The sequence below is a fragment of the Micromonospora sp. NPDC002389 genome (genome assembly GCF_040296095.1).
Classification (GTDB): Bacteria; Actinomycetota; Actinomycetes; order Mycobacteriales; family Micromonosporaceae; genus Micromonospora.
In genome coordinates this window covers 166,044-187,121 of the sequence record NZ_JBEOWP010000011.1, presented here as the reverse complement: position 1 = coordinate 187,121, position 21,078 = coordinate 166,044, and the positions used below count along the sequence as shown (strand labels likewise).

General features: G+C 72.9%; 21 protein-coding genes. 12 read left to right on the top strand and 9 right to left on the bottom strand.

The window, feature by feature from the left end:
- Nucleotides 1–293: 293 nt before the first annotated feature.
- On the top strand, nucleotides 294–1,115 hold the full coding sequence (locus tag ABT008_RS21705) for an HAD family hydrolase (RefSeq protein WP_350698036.1): 822 nt from the start codon (nucleotides 294–296) through the stop codon (nucleotides 1,113–1,115).
- Nucleotides 1,115–1,927 carry an HAD family hydrolase gene (locus ABT008_RS21700; RefSeq protein ID WP_350698035.1) on the top strand — a complete coding sequence of 271 codons (813 nt, stop codon included), beginning with the start codon at nucleotides 1,115–1,117 and terminating at the stop codon, nucleotides 1,925–1,927. The genes ABT008_RS21705 and ABT008_RS21700 overlap by 1 nt, the downstream gene beginning before the upstream one ends.
- Before the next feature lie 48 nt (nucleotides 1,928–1,975).
- Here ABT008_RS21700 and ABT008_RS21695 read toward each other — a convergent pair whose 3' ends face one another.
- A complete protein-coding gene (locus ABT008_RS21695; protein WP_350698034.1) occupies nucleotides 1,976–2,584 on the bottom strand; it encodes a bacterial proteasome activator family protein in 609 nt (202 codons plus the stop codon).
- 134 nt (nucleotides 2,585–2,718) lie between these two features.
- On the opposite strand from ABT008_RS21695, the gene ABT008_RS21690 reads away from it, so the two are divergent.
- Both ABT008_RS21690 and ABT008_RS21685 read left to right on the top strand, forming a co-directional pair.
- Complete coding sequence (locus ABT008_RS21690; RefSeq protein WP_350698033.1) at nucleotides 2,719–3,516, top strand: alpha/beta hydrolase family protein; 798 nt, start codon at nucleotides 2,719–2,721, stop codon at nucleotides 3,514–3,516.
- 79 nt (nucleotides 3,517–3,595) lie between these two features.
- On the top strand, nucleotides 3,596–4,801 hold the full coding sequence (locus ABT008_RS21685; protein WP_350698032.1) for an ABC transporter substrate-binding protein: 1,206 nt from the start codon (nucleotides 3,596–3,598) through the stop codon (nucleotides 4,799–4,801).
- Nucleotides 4,802–4,858: 57 nt separating this feature from the next.
- Here ABT008_RS21685 and ddaH read toward each other — a convergent pair whose 3' ends face one another.
- On the bottom strand, nucleotides 4,859–5,692 hold the full coding sequence (gene ddaH, locus ABT008_RS21680; protein WP_350698031.1) for a dimethylargininase: 834 nt from the start codon (nucleotides 5,690–5,692) through the stop codon (nucleotides 4,859–4,861).
- A 59-nt stretch (nucleotides 5,693–5,751) separates the two neighbouring features.
- Here ddaH and ABT008_RS21675 point away from each other — a divergent pair, with 59 nt between their 5' ends.
- The 3 genes from ABT008_RS21675 (at nucleotide 5,752) to ABT008_RS21665 (ending at nucleotide 10,147) form a co-directional block, all read left to right on the top strand.
- The gene (locus ABT008_RS21675; protein ID WP_350698030.1) at nucleotides 5,752–6,210 is read left to right on the top strand and encodes an Lrp/AsnC family transcriptional regulator; all 459 of its coding nucleotides are present in this window, start codon (nucleotides 5,752–5,754) and stop codon (nucleotides 6,208–6,210) included.
- Nucleotides 6,211–6,382: 172 nt separating this feature from the next.
- Complete coding sequence (locus ABT008_RS21670; protein ID WP_350698029.1) at nucleotides 6,383–8,146, top strand: beta-propeller domain-containing protein; 1,764 nt, start codon at nucleotides 6,383–6,385, stop codon at nucleotides 8,144–8,146.
- A gap of 78 nt (nucleotides 8,147–8,224) precedes the next feature.
- Nucleotides 8,225–10,147, top strand: coding sequence for a beta-propeller domain-containing protein (locus ABT008_RS21665; RefSeq protein ID WP_350698028.1), 1,923 nt, complete (start codon nucleotides 8,225–8,227; stop codon nucleotides 10,145–10,147).
- A gap of 89 nt (nucleotides 10,148–10,236) precedes the next feature.
- Here the strand turns inward: ABT008_RS21665 and ABT008_RS21660 are convergent, their stop codons facing one another.
- The 3 genes from ABT008_RS21660 to mobA all read right to left on the bottom strand — a co-directional run bounded on the left by ABT008_RS21660 (nucleotide 10,237) and on the right by mobA (nucleotide 12,311).
- Nucleotides 10,237–11,319 (bottom strand): T3SS (YopN, CesT) and YbjN peptide-binding chaperone 1, encoded by a 1,083-nt coding sequence (locus tag ABT008_RS21660; protein WP_350698027.1) that lies wholly within the window; start codon nucleotides 11,317–11,319, stop codon nucleotides 10,237–10,239.
- 90 nt (nucleotides 11,320–11,409) lie between these two features.
- On the bottom strand, nucleotides 11,410–11,667 hold the full coding sequence (locus ABT008_RS21655) for a DUF6457 domain-containing protein (RefSeq protein WP_350698026.1): 258 nt from the start codon (nucleotides 11,665–11,667) through the stop codon (nucleotides 11,410–11,412).
- The gene (mobA, locus tag ABT008_RS21650; protein ID WP_502890478.1) at nucleotides 11,664–12,311 is read right to left on the bottom strand and encodes a molybdenum cofactor guanylyltransferase; all 648 of its coding nucleotides are present in this window, start codon (nucleotides 12,309–12,311) and stop codon (nucleotides 11,664–11,666) included. Before mobA ends, ABT008_RS21655 begins: the two co-directional genes overlap by 4 nt.
- Before the next feature lie 325 nt (nucleotides 12,312–12,636).
- On the opposite strand from mobA, the gene fdhD reads away from it, so the two are divergent.
- Entirely contained in the window at nucleotides 12,637–13,491 is an 855-nt protein-coding gene (gene fdhD / locus ABT008_RS21645) for a formate dehydrogenase accessory sulfurtransferase FdhD (protein WP_350698025.1), read from the top strand.
- A 128-nt stretch (nucleotides 13,492–13,619) separates the two neighbouring features.
- On the opposite strand, the gene ABT008_RS21640 is transcribed toward fdhD, so the two are convergent.
- From ABT008_RS21640 to ABT008_RS21625, 4 genes are read right to left on the bottom strand one after another with little or no spacing between them, the layout of a single operon-like run.
- Nucleotides 13,620–14,330, bottom strand: coding sequence for a GAP family protein (locus ABT008_RS21640; protein ID WP_350698024.1), 711 nt, complete (start codon nucleotides 14,328–14,330; stop codon nucleotides 13,620–13,622).
- A 22-nt stretch (nucleotides 14,331–14,352) separates the two neighbouring features.
- The gene (locus ABT008_RS21635) at nucleotides 14,353–15,687 is read right to left on the bottom strand and encodes an MFS transporter (RefSeq protein WP_350698023.1); all 1,335 of its coding nucleotides are present in this window, start codon (nucleotides 15,685–15,687) and stop codon (nucleotides 14,353–14,355) included.
- Complete coding sequence (locus ABT008_RS21630) at nucleotides 15,684–16,259, bottom strand: helix-turn-helix domain-containing protein (protein WP_350698022.1); 576 nt, start codon at nucleotides 16,257–16,259, stop codon at nucleotides 15,684–15,686. Before ABT008_RS21630 ends, ABT008_RS21635 begins: the two co-directional genes overlap by 4 nt.
- A 48-nt stretch (nucleotides 16,260–16,307) precedes the next feature.
- A complete protein-coding gene (locus ABT008_RS21625; RefSeq protein WP_350698021.1) occupies nucleotides 16,308–17,342 on the bottom strand; it encodes a DUF4192 domain-containing protein in 1,035 nt (344 codons plus the stop codon).
- A 206-nt stretch (nucleotides 17,343–17,548) separates the two neighbouring features.
- Between ABT008_RS21625 and ABT008_RS21620 the strand changes: the two genes are divergently transcribed.
- From ABT008_RS21620 to ABT008_RS21605, 4 genes are read left to right on the top strand one after another with little or no spacing between them, the layout of a single operon-like run.
- Complete coding sequence (locus ABT008_RS21620; RefSeq protein ID WP_350698020.1) at nucleotides 17,549–18,463, top strand: fructosamine kinase family protein; 915 nt, start codon at nucleotides 17,549–17,551, stop codon at nucleotides 18,461–18,463.
- A complete protein-coding gene (gene moaA / locus ABT008_RS21615; protein WP_350698019.1) occupies nucleotides 18,460–19,473 on the top strand; it encodes a GTP 3',8-cyclase MoaA in 1,014 nt (337 codons plus the stop codon). Before ABT008_RS21620 ends, moaA begins: the two co-directional genes overlap by 4 nt.
- Nucleotides 19,470–19,724, top strand: coding sequence for a MoaD/ThiS family protein (locus tag ABT008_RS21610; RefSeq protein WP_350698018.1), 255 nt, complete (start codon nucleotides 19,470–19,472; stop codon nucleotides 19,722–19,724). Before moaA ends, ABT008_RS21610 begins: the two co-directional genes overlap by 4 nt.
- Nucleotides 19,725–19,736: 12 nt before the next feature.
- The gene (locus ABT008_RS21605; protein WP_350698017.1) at nucleotides 19,737–21,032 is read left to right on the top strand and encodes a metallophosphoesterase; all 1,296 of its coding nucleotides are present in this window, start codon (nucleotides 19,737–19,739) and stop codon (nucleotides 21,030–21,032) included.
- Nucleotides 21,033–21,078: the final 46 nt, after the last annotated feature.

Below are 21,078 nucleotides of genomic sequence, written 5' to 3'. Positions count from 1 at the left end.
GCCGTGCGCCGCCCGCGCGCCGTGCGCCGCCCGCGCGCCGTGCGCCGACCGCGCGCCGTGCGCCGACCGCGCGCCGGATGAGCGCCGAGCCGAGCGCCGAGCCGAGCGTCGACGGTGCGGCGGGGATCCTGGCCGAACGTCACCTTCGGTGCGCCGTCCGTTGGTATCCGATTCGCCGGGAAGCCATGGTTGCGACCGGTTTCCCGAGGTACGGTTGCTGCCCGCCGTCACGCCGGGTCGCCTACCGGCGACCAGTACGGCTGGCCGCGACGGCGGCGGGCGAAGGAGGAACCATGACCCGCCCGGGCCTGCCCAAGCTGATCGCCACCGACCTGGACGGGACGCTCGTCCGCAGCGACGACACCGTCTCGGCGTACACCCACGAGGTTCTCGACCGGGTGCGGGCCGCCGGCATCCCGGTGGTCGGCGCCACCGGTCGCGGCCCCCGGCTGACCGAGCTGACCCGCAACGACATCCGGGCCGCGGACTTCCTGGTGCTGGCCGGTGGCGGCCGGGTGGTGGACCAGAGCGACCCGGCCGGGCCGGTGGTGCTGCGCGACGAGCGCCTCGCGAGCGGGGTGCTGGCCGGCCTGCTGGCCGATCTGGAGGTCGCGGTCGGCCCCCTGACGGTGATGGTCGAGGCCTCCGACGAGCACGACGCCCCGCTCTGGGGCGACTACCACCCGGCCTGGCCCTACCAGGACCGGTTCGAGGTCCGTACTCGGGACGAGTGCCTCGCCGGTGACGTGATCAAGGCGTTCGCGCGTACCGCCGACCACCACGTCGACGAGCTGTTGGCGGTCGCCCAGGAGATCGTGCCGCCGCATCTGGCCACGCTCACCCAGGCGGGGCTCGGCTTCATCGAGATCTGCCCGCCCGGGGTGGACAAGGCCTCCGGCCTCACCGTGGTCGCGCAGTCCCTCGGCGTGGACCCGGCCGAGGTGCTGGTCTTCGGCGACATGCCGAACGACCTGCCGATGTTCGAGTGGGCCGGGTGGGCCCGGGTCGCCGTCGCCAACGCGCACCCGAGCGTGCGGGCCGCCGCCGATGACATCACTCTGCGTAACGACGACGACGGGGTGGCGGTCTACCTCGACCGGCTACTGTCCAGGTGATGGACGCGACACCCGGCCTGATCGCCACCGACATCGACGGCACGCTGCTCCGCGACGACCGCACGCTCAGTGCGCACACCGCCGCGGTGTTGGCGCGGATCTCCGCCCAGGGCACGCCGGTCGTGCTGGTCACCGGCCGTCCGATCCGCTGGCTCCAGCTCGTGTACGACCAGCTCGCCGAACCTCTGCCGGCGGTCTGCGCCAACGGCGCGGTGGTCTACGACCCGGTCGACGACCAGGTGCTACGCGCCGATCCGCTGGCTCCCGAGCTGCTCGCCGAGGTGGCCCAGCGGCTGCGGGCGGAGGTGCCGGGCGTGAGCCTCGCGGTGGAGATCGTGGACAGCCGGGAGATGCGGCACGAGGCGCACTATCCGGTGCGCTGGGAGGCCGGTGACGCAGCGATCCGGGTCGTGGACAAGCCGGAGGAGTTGCTGTCGATGCCGGCGGTGAAGCTGCTGGTCCGGGCCGGCGACCAGGACCCGGACCGGTTCACCGAGTTGATCTCGGCCGCGTTGGCGGGGCTGGCGGAGGCCACCCACTCGTCGAACTCCGGGCTGGTGGAGGTCTCGGCGGCCGGTGTGACGAAGGCGGCCGGGCTGGCCTGGTACTGCCACCGGATCGGCGTCGACCCGGCCGACGTGCTGGCCTTCGGCGACATGCCGAACGACGTACCGATGCTGACCTGGGCCGGGCGGGCGGTGGCGGTGGCCAACGCGCACCCCACCGTGCTGGCGATCGCCGACGACGTCACCTCGACGAACTCCACCGACGGCGTGGCCGCGTACCTCGAGAAGGTCTTCGGGGCCGACTGAGCGCGACGCGGCGTGCGACCCGGCGGGATCGCACGCCGCGTGCGGTGGTCAGAGGTACTGACCGGTGCTGTGTCCTTCGCCACCGCCCGGCTGACCCATGCCCGGCATCCCGGGCAGCACGGCCCCGCCGCCGGGACCGCTGGGCAGCGCCTGCCGGCCGGAACGCATCTGTTCGAGCTGCACCCGGGCGGCCATCTGCTGGGCCACCAGGGCGGCCTGGATGCCGTGGAACAGCCCTTCCAGCCAGCCGACGAGCTGGGCGTGGGCGATCCGCAACTCGCCCTCGCTGGGCGCCTGGTCCTCGGCGAACGGCAGCGAGAGCCGTTCGAGTTCCTCGCGCAGCTCGGGGGCCAGCCCCTCCTTGAGCTCGACGATCGAGCGCTCGTGGATCTCGCGCATCCGATGCCGGCTGGCGTCGTCGAGCGGAGCGGCCTTGACCTCCTCCAGGAGCTGCTTGATCATGCTGCCGATCCGCATCACCTTGGCCGGCTGCTCGACCAGGCGCGCCGGGTCCTCGCCGGGACCGTCGTCGGTCTGCACGGTGCCGACCGGCCGGCCGTCCGGCCCGACCACCACCACCGTGCCGGAGTGCCCGGCACCGTCCAGGCCAGGCTCGTCGTTCTGTCCAGCTGAGTGTGCTTCGGTCATGGCACCCATCTTTACTCAGTGGCCGCCGTCCCCGCCCGTCGGCCCGGTGCACCGGTCACCGTATGTTCCGGGTGTCCGCCGACCTGGTCACCGTGCGTCGCAGCCGACGCCGGATGCGGCGCGTTCCGCGCTACGGTCGGCCGATGACCTCCGACCCGCGAGCCGTGCTGACCCGGCCCGCTCCCGCCCCGGACGTCACCGTCGCCTACGGCGAGCACCCCGACCAGGTCGCCGACCTGCGTCGACCGGCGGGCACCGGGCCGCCCCGACGGCTGGTGGTCGTGGTGCACGGGGGCTTCTGGCGCCACGAGTACGACCGGCGGCACACCGACTCGATGGCCGCCGCGCTTGCCGCGCTCGGTCACCCGGTGGCGCAGGTGGAGTACCGGCGGACCGGGCAACCCGGTGGCGGCTGGCCCGGTACGCCGGAGGACGTGCTGGCCGCGGTGACCACGCTGCCCCGGCTGGCGACCGAGGCGCTGCCCGGTCTGGTGACGCCGACGCCAGCGGTCCTGGTCGGTCATTCCGCCGGTGGCCACCTCGCCCTGCACGCGGCGCGACACGTGCCGGAGGCGGTGGCCGGGGTGCTCGCTCTCGCGCCGGTCGCCGACCTCGCCGAGGCGTACCGGCTCGACCTGGACGGGGGTGCGGTGGTGGCGCTGCTCGGCGGTGGTCCGGGGGACGTACCCGACCGTTACGGGGCTGCCGACCCACGATCTGTGGTACCGCTCCCGACACGCACCGTAGTGATGCACGGCACTCTCGACGAACAGGTTCCGGTCGCCATGAGCAGGGCTTACGTGGCCGCAAACCAGGCAGCAGGGGCCGATATGCGCCTTGTAGAGCTTTCGGGATGTGAGCATTTCGGGCTCATCGACCCCGAGGCGGCGGTCTGGCCCAAAGTAACCAGCGCGTTGCGGTCTCTTGGCGAAGATCATTAATCATTGACGCAGCGTCGCGAAGCAGGTAGAACGCCGATGGGGCGCACCCGCCTAGGCAACGCGTGTTGAAGGGAACCCGGTGTCGCAGATGAACCGCAGGCGAGCACTACAGTTGCTGGCCGCGCTCGGAACAGGGAGCCTCGTCGCCGCGTGTGGCACGGACGGCGACGAGGGGACCACCACCGCCACCGGCGGCAGTCCGATCAAAATCGGTCTGATCGCGCCGCAGGCCGGCCCGAACAAGGCCATCGGCGACGAACTCACCAACGGCTTCCAGCTCTACCTCGACCTGAACGACCGGAGTCTCGGCGGTCACCCCGTCAACCTGGTCTCGGCCGACGAGGGAGACACCGTGAAGTCCGGCCAGGCCGCCGTGAGCAGCCTGCTCGAACAGAACGTGCTCGCGATGACGGGCGTCGCCAGCTCCGCCGTCATGTTCGGCATCCGGGACGCGGTCGAGCAGGCCCGGGTACCGCTGATCGGCTCCAACGCCTCGCCACCGAGCCTGCAGAGCGTCGTCTACATCTGGCGTACGTCGTACGTGCTGGACGAGGCGGGCCGGGCGCTCGGCCGCTACCTCAAGGACGAGCTGGGTACGGCCGACCGGGTGGCCATCATCCTGCCCGAGGGCGGTGGCGGTGGCGAGGACGTGCTGCGCGGCTTCCGCCAGGAGTTCGGCGAGTCCGACCCGAGGATCTCCGACCCGGTGATCTGGACCACCGGCAACCCGAACCCCGGCAAGACGGCCTACGTCAACGACATCAGCCAGGCGTTGAACCGCAGCCCGTCGACGGTCTTCTGCTTCTACTCCGGCGCGGCGGCCGTGGAGTTCGTCATGCAGTTGCGCGACGCCGGGTTCCGGGGCCGGATCTACGCGCCCGGGTTCCTCACCGAGGGCACGGTGCTGGAGAGCATCCGGCCGGCCAACGACGCGCTCGGCATCCGGACCGCCCTGAACTACTCCGCCGACCTGAACAACGCGGCGAACCGCCGCTTCGCGTCGGCGTACCGCAAGAAGCACAACGCCTCGCCCACCACGTACGCGATGGCCTCCTACGACGCGGCCAAGGTACTCGACCAGGCGATCCGCCTCGCCGGTGAGTCGCCGACGGCGCAGGAGGTGAACCTGGCGCTCGGCCGGATCGGGCAGATCGACAGCCCGCGCGGCGCGTGGCAGTTCAACCAGCCGCGTACCCCGCAGCAGAAGTGGTACCTGCGCGAGGTGCAGCGCGACGGCCAACTGCTGTCCAACGTGCTGGTCAACGAGCTGGCCACGCTCGGCTGAGTCTCGACACAATGCCCAGGGCCGGACCGGTGCGATGGCCGGCCCTGGAGCGTCGGATCAGGGCCGCAGCTCGGCGACGCAGCACTTCACGCTGCCACCGCCCTTCTTGAGTTCGGCCAGTTCCACTGGCACCGGCGTGTAGCCCGCCGCCTTGAGCCGGCCGGTGAGCCGGGTCGCCTCGCTGTTGAGCACCACGTTGGCGCCGTCACTGACCAGGTTCAGCCCGAAGGACAGCGCATCGTCGTCGTCCGCCACCACCGCGTCGGGGAAGAGTTGGGCGAGCACCCGCTGGCTGGCGGCGGAGAAGGCACCCGGGTAGTAGACGATGTTGCCGTCGTCGATCGAGGCGAGCGCCACGTCCAGGTGATAGAAGCGCGGGTCGACCAGGTGCAACGACACCACCGGACGGCCGAGCGCCTCCTGTGCCTCGGCGTGCGCGGGCAGTTCGGTGCGGAAGCCGTACCCGGCCAGGACCAACCCGCCGTGCGCCTCCGGCAGGTACGCGAAGTCACCCTCGCCCTCGTTGGTCTCGTTCGGCGCGATGAACCGCCAGCCCTGCGACTCGTAGAACGCCCGGTGCGCGGCGGCCTCGGCGGTCCGCTGCGGGTGCTTGAACCGCGCCCCGTAGGCCGTGCCGTCCACCGTGAACGCGCCGTTGGCGGCGTAGACCATGTCGGGCAGGCCCGCCTCGGGAGCCAGCAGGTGCACCTCGTGGCCGAGGCCCACCAGGGTCTCCCGCAGGCGGTCCCACTGCTTGACCGCCAGTTCCGGGTCGACCGAGGCGGTCACGTCCATCCACGGGTTGATCGCGTACTCGACCGCGAAATGCTCGGGCGAGCACATGAGATATGTCCGCTTTCGCGGTACTCGCTGCTGGTTCACGGTGACCAAGGGTAGGTAGGCTGCCACTTTAGTAACAGCCGCAAACATTGCTTCTCAGGAGCAGAACATTGCAGATCGACGCCGTCGACCAACGAATCATTGCGCTGCTCGTCGCGGACGCCCGCGCGTCGTACGCGGACATCGGCACCCGGGTGTCACTCTCCGCTCCGGCGGTCAAGCGACGGGTCGACCGGCTGCGGTCGGCCGGAGTGATCCGCGGATTCACCGCCATCGTCGACCCGGCCGCCGTCGGGTGGACCACCGAGGCGTTCGTCGAGCTGTTCTGCGCCGGTCGCACCACCCCGGCCCAACTCGGTGCGGCGGTACGCCGTCACCCCGAGGTCGTCGGGGCGTACACGGTCTCCGGCGAGGCCGACGCGCTCGTCCATCTGCGGGCCGCCGACATCGCCCACCTCGAAGAGGCGCTGGAACGACTGCGGGCCGAGTCGTTCGTCACCTCCAGCCGCAGCACCATCGTGCTCTCCCGGCTGGTGGAGTCCCCCGGCGTCGGACCCTCCACGAGCTGAACCCGACAGGAAATCCGCAACGGGACGGAACCAGACAGGCCCCGAACACGTCTAAGGCGCCATGCCACGGGGATTGTCAGCCGGCGTTGCCGGCACGCTCGTCACCGTCCTGTTCACAGTCGCCGGATGCACCGATCCGCCGACCTCCCGCCCCGACACCGCCGGACGACCGGTGTCCGGGCCCGGCCTGGTCGCGTACGACTCCTGTGACAGCGCCCTGGCCGGGCTCCGGGCCGCCGCTGCCGCCCAGGTCGGCCCGGACGGCTTCCCGCAGGACAGCGAGTACGCGGAGGAGGGCCCGAACTGGACACCGCGCGGCTGGAGTTCCGGGCCGCTCTGGAGCGACGAACCTGCCGCGTCCGTGACCCGCCCCGACCAGGACACCGACGAGCCGGACCTGACCAAGACCGACGGCCGGCGGATCGTCACGCTCACCAAGGGCGTGCTGCGGGTCTTCGACCCGGCCGGCCGCCGCGAGACCGGGCGGCTGGACTTCGGTGAACGGCGCGGCCAGACACACCTGCACGGATCCGAGCTGGTGCTGCGCGGTGACCGCGCTCTGGTGCTGAGTTCCTGGAACGCCGACGGACGCCGGACCGAAGGCGACCCGCTGTCCACCAGCGGCCTGCCACTCGGCGGCACTGCCCAGGTGACGCTGGTCGACCTCTCCGGTCCGCCCCGGGTGCTCGGCGTCCATCGCCTGCAGGGCAGCCTGGTCGACAGTCGGCTCACCGGCGACACCGCCCGCGTCGTGGTGCGCACCCGGGCCCGCTTCGGACCGGGATCCGGCGACGGTAGCGACGAGTCCCGACGGGAGACGGTCCGGAAGACCGTCGAGCAGGCCGACATCGACCACTGGCTGCCCCGGTTCGAGTGGCACGACGGCGACGAATGGCACCGTGGACGGGTCGACTGCGACCGACTCAGCGGCACCGACCGGGCCACCGGTGCCGCGACGGTGACCGTGCTCAGCTTCGACCTGACCCGCGACCGGCTCGGTGACGGCGATCCGGTGAGCATCGCCGCGAACGCCCACCTCGTCCACGCCACCGGCACCGACCTCTATCTGGCCGACGTGCGATACCAGCCGAAGGACCGACAGACCGACGTCTACCAGTTCGACGTGGACGGGCCGGGTCGGCCCCGTTTCCTCGCCTCCGGCACCGTGCCCGGCTGGCCGGAGAGTCCGCACGCCCTGTCGGACCGGCAGGGGCACCTGCTGGTGACCACCGGAGCCACCACAGGGGACACCTCGGCCGCCGAATCGACCGTACGGGTCCTGCGCCGGGCGGACACCGCCATGGTGGAGACCGGCGCGGTCAGCGGTATCGGGCGGTCGCGGGAACCGGGCCTGCTGCACTACGCCGAGGACCGCGCGTACCTGGTCACCCGGACGGGCCGCTACCGGAAGCAGGACGAACAGGTACACGTCGTCGACCTGAGTGACCCCGGCCGTCCCCGGCTCCTCGGCGACGCGAGCATCGCCGGTCACGGCGGATACGTACAGTCGCTGCCCGGCGGGCGGCTGCTCGTCGCCGGGCAGGAAGAGGCCAGCCGGGGGCGGTTCAAGGGCCCGCAACTCGCCCTGCTCGACCTCGGCGAGCCGGGCCACCCGGACCGGTCGGCCCAGTGGCGGATCCCCGACCTGACCGAGGACCACTTCGACGGCACGGTCGTCCTGCACGAGCCGGAGACCGGCCTGACCGCGCTCCCCGTCGGTCAGGGGCTACGCCTGTTGCGGCTGAGCGGCGACGCCATCACCGAACTCGGCACGGTCGCCCATCCAGACGACGACGGCAAGTCGGGCCGGTTCTCCGAGACGCTGGTCCTCCGCGCGATGCTCGTCGACGGGGTGCTCTGGACCGTTTCGTTCACCGGGGCGCAGGCGTCCGACCCGGCCACCGGGAAGCGTCTCGCCTGGCTGCCGTCCACATAGCTCACCGGCCCACCTCGGTTCCCCGACCGATGCCAGCGGTCGGGGAACCGGAGCGCCGGACGCCGCGTCGAACCGCGCATGACACGGGGAACCAAGGCCACCGCAGCCGGCGGCACGCTGATCGCGCTGGCGCTGCTCGCCGGCAGTATGTCGGCGCCACCGGTCGTGACACTGCCCATCGGCACCGACGGGCTGCGGATGATGCCGGTCGGTCTGGTCTCCTTCGACTCCTGCGCGGACGCCCTCACCGAGCTGCGCACGGCGGCCGCCGCCTCGGTCGGCCCGTACGGCTTCGGCGGCGGCTGGCGCACGTTCAGCGACCGGGGCGGCGCCATGGGGGCCGGCGATGTGGCGAAGGGTGCCGAAGCCCTTCCCGCACCGACGGGAGCCGCGCCGGAGCACTCGACCACCAACAACCACGAAGTCGGCGTCGACGAGCCAGACCTGGTCAAGACCGACGGACGGCGGATTGTCACGACCACCGGCGGCGTCCTGCGGGTGGTCGACCCGGTCAACCGGCAGATCACCGGCGAACTCGACCTCACCGACGGCCACGAGCGCCTGCGCTGGACGGACCAGCGACTGCTGCTGCTCCGTGACCGGGCACTGGTCCTGACCGAGGCCACCCGCGCGACGACCACCGGCGTCGCGAGCCGGATCCGGGGCCCGTTCGACGACACCCGGCTGGTCCTGGTCGACCTCTCCGGTGCACCCCGGGTGCTGGGGACGTACCGCGTCCAGGGCCGCACCGTCGACGCCCGGCTGACCGGCACGACCGCCCGGGTGGTGGTGAACTCGGGACTCCGCCTGGAGTTCCCGTACGACCGGACCGGCAGCGACCGGGAGCGGACCGCACGCAACCGTGAGGTCATCGCGCGGGCGGGCATCGAGGCGTGGCTGCCCGAGTACGAGTGGACGGCGGGCGCCGAACGGCACACCGGGCGGATCGGCTGCGACCGGCTGAGCCGCCCGGAACGGATGACCGGCACGTCGACGCTGACCGTGCTCAGCTTCGACCTGGCCACCGACCGTCTCGGCGACGGCGACCCGGTCGGCGTGGTCGCCGACGCGAGCACCGTCTACGGCACCGCGACCAGTCTCTATCTCGCCGGTCGCCGTCCGGCGGTCGACCCGGCCCGCTCGCGTCCATCGGCGGACGACGAGGTCACCGAGATCCACCAGTTCGACACCGCCGCCCCGGGGCGTCCCCGCTTCGTCGCCTCGGGCACCGTGCCCGGCTGGCTGATCAACCAGTACGCGCTGTCGGAGTGGGACGGGCACCTGCGGGTGGCCACCACCACCGGCGACGTCTGGGGCGGCAGGGCAGAGGGCCGGACCTCCGAGTCCGCGGTGCGGGTGCTGCGCCGCGAGGGCGGATCACTGGTGCCCGCCGGAATGGTCGGCGGGCTCGGCCGGGGTGAACGGATCTACTCGGTGCGCTACCTCGGCCCGGTGGCGTACGTGGTGACCTTCCGGCAGACCGACCCGCTCTACTCGCTCGACCTGACCGACCCCGGCGCGCCCCGGGTCACCGGCGAACTCAAGATCACCGGGTACTCGGGTTACCTGCACCCGCTGCCCGAGGGCCGGTTGCTCGGGGTCGGCCAGGAGGCAGACACGCGGGGTCGGACCCAGGGCGTACAGGTGTCCCTCTTCGACGTACGCGATCCGGGCCGCCCGTACCGGCTGGATCAGTGGCACCTGCCCCGGGGATGGTCCGGTGCCGAGCACGACCCGCACGCCTTCCTGTACCGGCCGGACAGCGGTCTGGTGGCCCTGCCGGTGGACGCCGGCATCCGGCTGCTGCGCGTCGGCGGCGACACCATCCGCGAGATCGGCGAGGTGACCCACCCGGCGACGGACCGCGAGGGTCGGCGGATGGGGGCTCCGGTACGCCGGTCGCTGGTGATCGGTGACGTGCTCTGGACCGTCTCCGACACCGGCCTGCGCGCCACCGACCCGACCACCGCACGCAGCATCGGCTGGATCGCGACGACCTGAACTTTCCTCCCACGCGGGTGGGGCCCGGTTTCTCGGGGTTTCCGGGTCCCACCCGCCCCTACCGCACGCCGAATCGGAACGGCCGACGGTCAGAGGTACATGCCGGTGCGGTGCTCACCCCGTCCCGGCTTGTCCCCCTCACCGAAGAAGCGCTTGCCACCGAACTCGCCGTGCAGGCGGTCGTCCAACTCGTCCGCCAGACCGGTCATCACCTGCACGGCCAGCATCAGGTGGGTGGGTTGGAAGTTCCGGCCGAAGACCGGGATCGAGGCCCACACGGTGTCGTCGGCACAGTAGAGCCGCCCGATCGGCATCCGGTTGGTCAGCTCGGAAAGCTTGACGTACAGCCGCTCGGTGGGCTCGACCTCGGTGAGGACCGGGGAGAAAACGTCGACCAGCGGCGGGTTGTCCCGGACCCGGACGAAGACCATCGCCGAGCCCGCGCGGATGTTGATGTCGCCGTCGGAGTCGACCTGGACCCGGTCCGAGTCCGACTTGAGCATGGTGGAGACGACCGTGCGTACCCGCTCGGCCAGGTCCAGCACCTCGGTCTCCGGGCTGTCCCCACCGGCGGCGGCCAGCGCCTCCTCCAGCTCGGTGCCGATCTCCCGCACCAGGCCGAACTCGCTGCGCGCCGTACCCAGCGGGGCACCCGCAAGCGGCTCACCCTCGGCGTCCTCGATCTGATAGACCAGGAACGCGGGATGCGGCGCACCATAGATGTCCCGCAGCGTACGGGAGAGCACCGCCGCCAGCCGGGTGGCCTCGTCGACCCCGCAGTGCAGGCCGAACTGGTCACCGGAGCCCTCCACCACGCCCGGCGGCGACCAGCCCAGCGCGACCATGTCGGCGACGGCCGCGCGGTCCAGCCGGTAACCCTGCGGCAGGGTGGCGTTGCCGACCGCGCGCGCGTTGAGTCGGCCGTCCGTGCCGACGTCGGCCCCGACGGAGTAGATCGCGTCGTCCGTGCCCGAGGCGGTCGGGTCGAGCGTCAGCTCCACACACGCCCCCGCCGGCAGGTCGACCAGCCGGTCGGCCAGCGCCCTCGCGAACTCCCGCCACGCCTGGGTCACCTTCGCCCGCAGGTCGGCCGTGGTCGGCTCGTCGAGCAGGATCGACTCGTGGTGATGCGCCGGCGTGCCGGGCGGCGCCGAGGGGTGGTCTGCCGTCATGATCGCCTCCGTCCGTTCCGGTCACCCTACCCAGCCGCCGTATCGGTCGGCGCGGCCCGGACTGTGATCGGACAGCCCCCTCGGTTGCGGTCAGTCGGTCGGCCGGTCGCCGCCCAACTCCACCGGCCAGGTGCCGGCCAGGTCGGCGAGCCGGGCCGCCGCCGCGACCGGATCGGCGCCGCGCCCCACGGCCAGCCCGAGCAGGTACGCGGTGACCGGGGCACCCGGACGCACCACCTGGTGGGCCACGTCCCGGGCCAGGTCGAGCACGGTCGGCACCGGCACCTGGGCAGGTTCCAGCCCCAGTTCCGCGCAGACCGCCGTGACCCAGTCGTCCAGCACCGTCATCGCGCCCACTCCTCCGCCCGGCGTACGTCACCGTCAGTGTCGCAGTCGAACCACGGCGGTGGTCCGCCACCGGACCACGTCACCTCGCGCACGGTGAGCCCGGCGAGCAGCTCCCGCAGCGGCGCTCCGGCGTGCCGTCCGGCGAGCCGGTCCAGCGCCGCACGCAGAGCGTCGGTACGCCACACCCCGCACAACGTCTGCCGCCGTCCCGAGGCGTCCACGAAACACACCCCGTCCACCTGCGGTGGCATGTCCAGTGGCGTGCCCGGTGGGGTGTTCGGCGGCGTGCCCGGTGGGGCGTTCGGTGGCGTGCCCAGTTGGCGCAACAGTTCACCGACGGCGGGCCGCGTCAACAGCGGCAGGTCGGCGGCGAGCAGCGCGACGACCGGTACCCCCGGGTCGAGCAGGGCCAGTCCGGCTGCGGTGGCGGCGACCGGCCCGCCACCGGGCGGCGACTCCCGGACCGGGAGCACCCCCGCCGGGGCCGGCCCGGGACCGACCAGGATGCGGGGCGTCGCGTCGGCGACGGCCGCGAGCACCCGCTCGCGCATCGGTACGCCACCAACGGGCAGCGCCGGCTTGTCCCGCCCACCCATCCGGCGCGCCGCCCCACCCGCGAGCACGATCGCCGCGTACGCCATCACCGGATCACGGTAACCCGCACGGCTCGGCCCTCTCCGGCACTGCCGCCCGCCAGAGGTCGCCGGGCGAGGCGCCCGGGCGGGGTGGCCGTTTCCGGCGCTGCCACCGGCCAGCCGTGCGGCCGGTACGGCCGGGCGGCCGGGTGGCGGTGCGGCCGGGCGGCCGGGTGACGGTGCGGCCGGGCGGCCGGGTGACGGTGCGGCCGGGCGGCCGGGTGACGGTGCGGCCGGGCGGCCGGGTGACGGTGCGGCCGGGTGGCGGTGCGGCCGGGCGGCCGGGCGGGGTGGCCGGATGCGGTGGGGTGTGCGGGCGGGGCAGGATGGCGGGGTGGGACGGGCCAGTGACCGACGCGGGGTGCTCCGCGTCGACCTCGACGCGACGGACACCGGACGGATCCGGGTACGCCGACCGGACACACTCGCCGCCGAGGAGCCGCTGGAGATCCGGGTCGGGCCGGCCGGGCCGGACCGACGCCGCCCGCTCTCGGTCACCATGCGGACCCCCGGCGCCGACCTGGATCTGGCGCTCGGCTTCCTGTTCACCGAGGGGCTGATCCGCTCGACGGACGACGTGTCCACCGCGCAACTGTGTGCCGGCACCGAGACGCCGAACACCTACAACGTGGTCGACGTGACGCTGGCTCCGGGCGTACCGTCTCCCGGCACCGACACGACCCGGCACTTCCACACCACCAGTGCCTGTGGGGTCTGCGGCAAGGCGAGCATCGACGCGGTCCGTACCCGGTCCCGGTTCGACGTGGCCGCCGACCCGCTCGCCGTCCCCGCCGAGATGCTGGCCGAACTCCCGGAGCGCCTACGGGCCGGTCAGCGGGGCTTCGACCGTACCGGCGGGTCGCACGCGGCGGGACTGTTCTCCGCCGACGGCGAGTTGCTGGTGCTGCGCGAGGACGTCGGCCGACACAACGCGGTGGACAAGGTGATCGGCTGGGCGCTCCGCGAACGTCGGCTGCCGCTGGCCGGGCACCTGCTGCTGGTCTCCGGCCGGGCCAGTTTCGAGCTGACCCAGAAGGCGTGGATGGCCGGGCTGCCGCTGCTCGCGGCGGTGTCGGCACCGAGCACGCTCGCGGTCGACCTGGCTGCCGAAGCCGGGCTCACCCTGGTCGGCTTCCTGCGCGGACGGACGATGAACATCTACACCGGTGCCCACCGGGTGACCGGCTGACCGCCGCGTCGGGCGAGACCGCCCACCCGGCGCTGAGGTGTACGGCCCGCCGCCCGGCGCTGAGGTACAGCCCGGAGCTCAGCGAACGGCGGCCGCGCGGCACCCAGCAAGCGGCGTCCTACCGAAGCTCAGCGGTTGGCCAGCAGCTCGAACAGTTCCAGCCGGACGGCGGCGTCCCGTGCGATGAGGAAACCCGCGATGCCCAGGATCCAGCCCAGCATGCTGCCCGACGACCGCACGATCCACGCGTTGAGGCGGGCGAGCAGTGGCTCGATCCGCCTCGGCCACGCCACCCGCGCGCCCAGCAGCACCAGCGCCGGCAGGATCATGACCAGGCAGTATCCCGCCAACAACGCGATCACCTGCGGCACACCCAGACCGGAGGTGGTGAGCAGACCCAGGGCACCGAGGTACGGCAGCATGGTCGCCACCTCGGCCAGCGCGGCGAACACCGCCAACCCGACCAGCCAACGGGCCGACGAGTCACCGGACGTCGCCCGGTCCCGCCACCGCAACACCCGACCGCCGCCACCGCCGCGTTTGCCGTCGTAGCGGAAGCTCAGCACGAACAACCCGACACCGAGCGCGAGCTGCCCCCACAGCACCGGCCGGTTGTCCAGCGCGCCGCCCAGCATCTCGGCCAGCCCGCTGCCGCCGAAATAGAGCAGCAACCCGACCAGGAAGTAGAAGCAGGCGATGGTGCCCAGGTAGGTCGACACCCGCCCGAGGCGAACCGGGCCCGGGGCGAGCAGCAGCCAGACCGGGATGAACAGGGTGCCGATGCTGGTGCTGTCGACGAGCGCCAGACCTGCGAGGGACAGCAGTAGCGCGGCGCTCATGCCGGGCCCAGGGGACGCACGCTCATGCGGTGATTATCCGGGTGTCCCGGTCCGACGGCTGCCCTGGCACCGTGGCCTGTCGAGCCTTCGGGACGGTTTCCTGAGGTGGGTTCGGGGGACGGTTCATGGTGCGCCACGGGCCACCGAGGAGCGGGGTGAGGACCACCAGGAGGTAGCCGGCGCCGGCCGCGACGAGGGTGGCCGTGGTGCCGGCATGTTCGCTGACGAAACCCGCTGCGAGCGCGCCGAGCGGGATGGCGGCCCAGGCCACCGCGCCGATCACGCCGTACACCCGGGCCCGCATCCGGGCCGGCACGCGTTCGAGCTTGATCGCGCCGATCATGGGGTTGATCGCCCCGGCGGCGAAACCGGCGCTGGCGAACACGGCGAGCAGGACGGGCAACGGCAGCCCGGCGGCCATCGCCCAGAACGGCGGTGGACCGGCCACCGCGAAGGCCACCACGAAGGTGGCCCGGCGGGGCAGCCGGTGACCAACGGCGCTGAACACCAACGAGCCCGCCAGCGCACCACCGCCCATGGCACCCACGAGCAGCCCGAGGGCCGCCGCTCCGCCGAGGTCCCGGTGCGCGACGACGGGCAGCAGCACGTTGGTCATGGTCGCGTCGAAGAAGTTGGTCACCAACACCAGCAGGACCAGGACCCGCAACAGGGGCTCGGCGAGCAGGAACCGCACGCCGGCGGCGAACTGGCGCCAGTAACCGGTGTCGTGGCTGGTCGCTGGCCCGTCGACGGTCGCGGCCTCGTCGGCACCGGGCTGGAGGTTCGCCGGCACCAGCACGGCGACGACCACTGCGGACAGCACGAACGTGGCCGCGTCGAGGACCAGCACGGGCAGCGCCCCCAGGGTGGCGACCAGCAGGCCGGCCACCGGCGCACCGAGGAGTCGGGCGCCCCGCTCGGTCGCCTCGAACCAGCCGATCGCCCGCTCGGTGGGCAGGCCGGCGGCGGCGGCCGCCTCGGGCAACAGGGCCACCCGGGCGGTCTGACCCGGCGTGTCGAGCAGACCGCTGAGGAAGACCAGCGCGAGCAGCGCCCAGAACGGGAGTCCGACCGTGGCGTGCAGGAGAGGGATCGCGGCGACCGTCAGGCAGGAGACCAGATCGGCGAGCACGCTCGCGCGGCGGTAGCCGATCCGGTCGACCAGGACTCCGCCCAGTGCGCCACCGAGCACGATCGGCGCGGTCGCGACGGCAGCGGTGAGGCCCGTGGCGGCCGGCGAGCCGGTCTCGGCGAGTACGTAGAGCGGCAGCGCGATGATCGTGAGCATGTTGCCGGTCAGCGAGACCGTGTGCCCGACCAGCAGACCGACCAGCGGTGCGCGGGACGGGCGGCTCATTCGGGCCGCCGGAACGCGTGATAGATCATCGTGACCGGGCGGGCGTCGGTGCGGTCCGGGTCGCTGCGCTCCTGCCAGCGCGCGGCCAGCGCCTCCAGGTCGGCCCGCAGTTCCCGCAGTTCCGCAGCGGTGAGGTGGTAGGCGTTGTCGCTGCTGGCGGTGCCGCGTACCCACTCCGGCTCGAAGGTCGCCTCGGCGGCGAGGTAGCCGTTCAAGGCCGCCTGGTACCGCTCCAGCACGGCACGCCGCAACAGGTCCGAGGCGACCTTCCGCTCCGGGTCGTCCAGTGCCTCCAGTGGCTCCCAGGAGGTGGTGGCGTGCGCGGCTCGCCACCACCGTTCTCGGCGGTTGCGCGCGCACTCCGGAGCCTCCCGCACGAAGCCGTGCTCGGCGAGTTTGCTCAGGTGGTAGCTGACCGAGCCGACCGCCTCGTCGACGACGTCGCTGAGCATCCCGACGCTCTGCGGCCCCCGCAGCCGCAGTTCGCCGAGGAGCCGAAGCCGGGTGGGGTGGGCGAGGGCCCGCATGGCACGGGGGTCGGTCAGGTGCAGCACGGTCTCGTCGTTCGACATGTCGCCACCTTAGACGTACAAGAAATGACGTACAAGACTTCTTGTATATCATCGTGGGCGGCGGCGGCCGGAGCGACGCCTGCCCCGCCGCAGCGCCTTCGGCGATTTCGGCCAACCGTCCAGGCGTGACGGCGGCACTCCCCGGCGGAGCAGGTCGTCCAGCAGCAGGCCGAGCGAGTAGTCCGGGTGCTCGGCCAGCACCCGCTCCAACGCCACCGCTGCCAGCGCGCCCTGCCCCGCGCGCCAGGCGGCGAACGCGAGCAGGGCACCGGGCGCGGCGGACAGGTCCGGCTCGGTCCGGCGCATCATCTCGGTCCAGAACGCCACGTCCTCGTCCCGCCCGTCGGTGCGTTCCCAGGCGTGGTCCCGCACCGGCAGGTGGGTCAGCAGCAGGCAGAGCCACGCCACCTCGTCGTCGGTCAACGGCTCGCCGTCGCGGTGACGGCGTCGGGTGGCCCGCAGCGCCGCCACCCCGGCCGTCCGCAGCGCCCGACCGCCGAGCAGGTCGGCCGGGGGTGCCTCCGCCAGCAGGTCGGCGAGTCGCCGGTCGGCCCGTTCGGCGGCGCGCCGCATCTCCGGCCCCTCGACCGGGGCCACCGCCGCGGCGAGAGCGGCCCGGTCAGGCAACGCGACCTGGCCGGCGAAGACCGCCGCGGCCGGCACCGCACTGGCCTTCGGGTCGTACGGGGTGCCCTCGGGCGGGCAGCACTCCGGCTCCTGACAGACGTACGACCACCATCGGTCACCGGTGACCCGTAACGCGTCCAGGACGGTGAGCCCGGCGTCGGCAAGCGCGCCCCGGACCGCGTCCACGGCCGGAGTGACCCGGACCGCCGGGCCGTACCCGATCGCCGTGGCCGAATCGGCGCCCTGCCGCGCGGTCACCGCGGCGATGTGCTCCGCCGACTCACGCGGATCACCTTCGCCGGGCAGGTCCGTCCGGGCGGCGAAGACGATCCGCGAGCCCGCCAGCGCCACCACCACGACGCTGTCGGTGGGGTGGAAGCCGAGCAGGTACGGCACGGCCGCGATGAGGTCGGCGGGCGATCTGACGGTGAGCCGGGGCAGGTCCGTGGAATTCATGAGGGCAGCTTGCGAGCCGCCCGGTTCCCGCCGCTGCCCCTGTGGACGACACGCGGGTTATCCACAGTCACCCTACGTATTCGCCCAGCTCAACGCGATCCGCCTGCTCCCCCGCACCCGAGCACGGATGTTAGGAAGGGACCCTTCCTATACACGAGGCGTTAGTAGGGGACCCCTCCTTACACCCGAAGGGATACCTTGCGGGGATGGATCTGGCGTACCTGCGGGCGCACCCGGAGCAGTTGCCGACCTTCCTGACCCATCAGCGGATCCGGGAGACGCCGGTGAGCGGCGGCGACATCTGCGCCGCCAGCCGCCTGACGCTGGACGACGGGCACTCGGTGTTCGCCAAGACCTGGCCGGAGCACGCCGACCGGCAGGTGCCGGAGGACTTCTTCGCCACCGAGGCGGCCGGGCTGCGCTGGTTACGGGAGGCCGGCGCGGTCGCCGTACCGGAGGTGCTGGTGGCGCTGCCCGACCTGCTCGCGCTGGAGTGGGTGCAGCCGGGCGAACCCCAGCGGGCGGCGGCCGACCGCTTCGGGCGTGAGCTGGCCGAGATGCACCGGGCCGGAGCGTCCGCATTCGGGGCACGCTGGCCGGGCTTCGTCGGCGCGCTGTCGGCGGACAACACCCCGCACGACGGTCCCTGGCCGGTCTGGTTCGCGCAGGCCCGGATCGTGCCCTACCTGCGTCGCTCGGTCGACGGAGGCGCCCTGGACGCCACCGCCGCCGCGCTCGTCGAGCAGGTCGTGACCCGGATCGACGAGTTCGGCGGCGACGAGCCGCCCGCCCGCATCCACGGCGACCTCTGGCCCGGCAACCTGCTCTGGGGCGCCGACGACCGGGTCTGGCTGGTCGACCCGGCCGCGCACGGTGGGCACCGGGAGACCGACCTCGCCCAGCTAGCGCTCTTCGGCGGGGCACCGTACGCGGACCGGATCCTGGCCGCGTACGGCGAGACCTGGCCGTTGGCCGACGGCTGGCGGCATCGGGTGCCGCTGCACCAGTTGCACCTGCTGCTGGTGCACACCGCCCTGTTCGGCAGCGGGTACCGGGATTCGGTCGTGCGCGCCGCCCGGGCGGCCCTGAGCGGGGCCGAGCGCGCTACGGTCGACGGGTGACCGTCGCCCCGCCGACCGCCGGCGCCCTCGTCGACCGGTACGGCCGCGTCGCCCGGGACCTGCGGGTCTCGCTGACCGACAAGTGCAACCTGCGCTGTACGTACTGCATGCCCGCCGAAGGGCTGCCCTGGCTGGCCGGGCCGCAGTTGCTCACCGACGACGAGGTGGTCCGGCTGATCCGGGTGGCGGTGTGCCGACTCGGCGTGACCGAGGTCCGGTTCACCGGCGGCGAGCCGCTGATCCGCCCGGGTCTGGTCGACATCGTCGCGGCCGCTGCCGCACTCGACCCGCGTCCCCGGCTCTCGCTGACCACGAACGGCATCGGACTGCACCGGCTGGCTCCAGCGTTGCGCGAGGCCGGGCTGGACCGGGTGAACGTCTCGCTGGACACCCTGGACCGTGAGCGCTTCACCCGGCTCACCCGGCGCGACCGGCTCTCCGACGTGCTGGCCGGTCTGGCCGGTGCCGCCGACGCCGGGCTGACCCCGGTCAAGGTCAACGCGGTGCTGATGCGGGGCGTCAACGACGACGAGGCACCGGCACTGCTCCGCTTCGCCCTCGACCACGGCTACGAGCTGCGGTTCATCGAGCAGATGCCGCTGGACGCCCAGCACGGTTGGGACCGCGCCGCGATGGTCACCGCCGAGGAGATCCTGACGACGCTGCGCTCGGCGTACGCGCTGAGCCCGGACCCGGCCGCGCGCGGCACTGCGCCCGCCGAGACCTGGCTGGTCGACGGCGGCCCGGCGCGGGTCGGCGTGATCGGCACGGTGACCAGACCCTTCTGCGGAGACTGCGACCGGACTCGGCTCACCGCCGACGGCCAGATCCGCAACTGTCTGTTCGCCACCGAGGAGTCGAACCTGCGCGACGCGTTGCGGGCCGGGGCCGACGACGACGAGGTGGCCCGCCGCTGGACGGCCGCGACCTGGGGCAAGCGGGCCGGGCACGGGATCGACGACCCGACCTTCCTGCAACCGACCCGGCCGATGTCGGCCATCGGAGGGTGACCGTGGCGACCGTGACCGTCCGCTACTTCGCCGGGGCCCGGGCCGCCGCCGGTCGCGCCGAGGAGACCACCACCGCCGGGCGGTCGCTGGACGAGGTGCTGGCAGAGCTGTCCGACCGGCACGGCGCGCGACTGGTGCCGGTGCTCAAGGTGGCGAGTTTTCTGGTCGACGGCGTCACCTGTCATGATCGGAAGCAGCCGCTGCCGGCCGGAGCGACGATCGACGTCCTGCCTCCCTTCGCCGGTGGCTGAGGGGGATCACACGTGTTCGCGGTACTCGGCTTCGTGGCCACGCTTGCCCTGATCACCGGGCTGATCCACCTCTACCTCTGGAAGCGGCTGGTCAAGGACACCACCACCGCCGGGCGCTGGCGGCGGATCGGCACGGTCACCGCGGTGGTGCTGGCGCTGCTCGTACCAGCGACCATGATCGGCACCCGGTCCGGGATGTACTGGCTCGCCTGGCCGGGCTACCTCTGGCTCGCGGTGATGTTCTACCTGCTGGTGATCCTCGTCGCGCTGGAAGTGCCGATGCTGGTGACGCGGCTGGTGCTGCGCCGCCGGGCGGCGGCCGTCGCACCGGAGCCGGCCCGGGTCGGCGGCGCCACCCCGGCGGAGACCCCGGCGGACCCGTCGGGCACCGACGACGCCGAGGCGACCACTCCGGCAGCCGACCAGGCGGGTGACCCGCCGGCCGCCGGAGCGGTCGGGCCGGACCACGACCCGTCCCGCCGGCTGCTGCTCGCCCGTGGCGCGGCGATCTTCGCCGGGCTCACCGCCACCGGCCTGGTCGGGTACGGGGTGCGGACCGCGATGGGCCCGCCCCGACTGGACCGGGTGCAGATCCCGCTGGCGAAGCTGCCGCGCAGCATGGACGGCCTGCGCATCGCCACCGTCTCCGACATCCACATCGGGCCGCTGACCGGGCGGGCGCACACCGAGCGGATCGTCGCCGCGATCAACCGCCTGGACGCCGACATCGTCGCCGTGGTCGGTGACCTGGTCGACGGCACGGTGGCCGAGCTGGGCGACGACGCGGCCCCGCTGCGCGACCTGCGGGCCCGGCACGGCAGCTACTTCGTCACCGGCAACCACGAGTACTACTCCGGCGTCGAGGAGTGGGTGGCCGAGGTCGACCGACTCGGGCTGCGGGTGCTGCAGAACCAGCGGTTGGAGATCGCCGCCCGCGGTGGCGTGCTCGACCTGGCCGGCGTCAACGACGTCAGCGCCGTGGGCACCGGCGTCTCCGCCCCGCCCGACTACGCGGCCACCCTCGCCGACCGGGATCCGTCCCGGCCGGTGGTGCTCCTCGCCCACCAGCCGGTGGCCGCGATGGAGGCCGCGAAGTACGGCGTCGACCTGCAACTGTCCGGGCACACCCACGGTGGTCAGATCGTGCCGTTCAACCTGCTGGTCAAGCTGGAGCAACCGGTGGTCTCCGGCCTGGGCGAGGTGGACGGGACCAAGGTCTACGTGACCAACGGGGCCGGCTTCTGGGGCCCGCCGGTGCGGGTGGGTGCGGAGCCTCAGGTCACTCTCGTGGAACTGCGTTCGGCATAGCGAACCTCACGCCCGAGCGTGGCGGCGCGCACGGGCATGGTCGGTC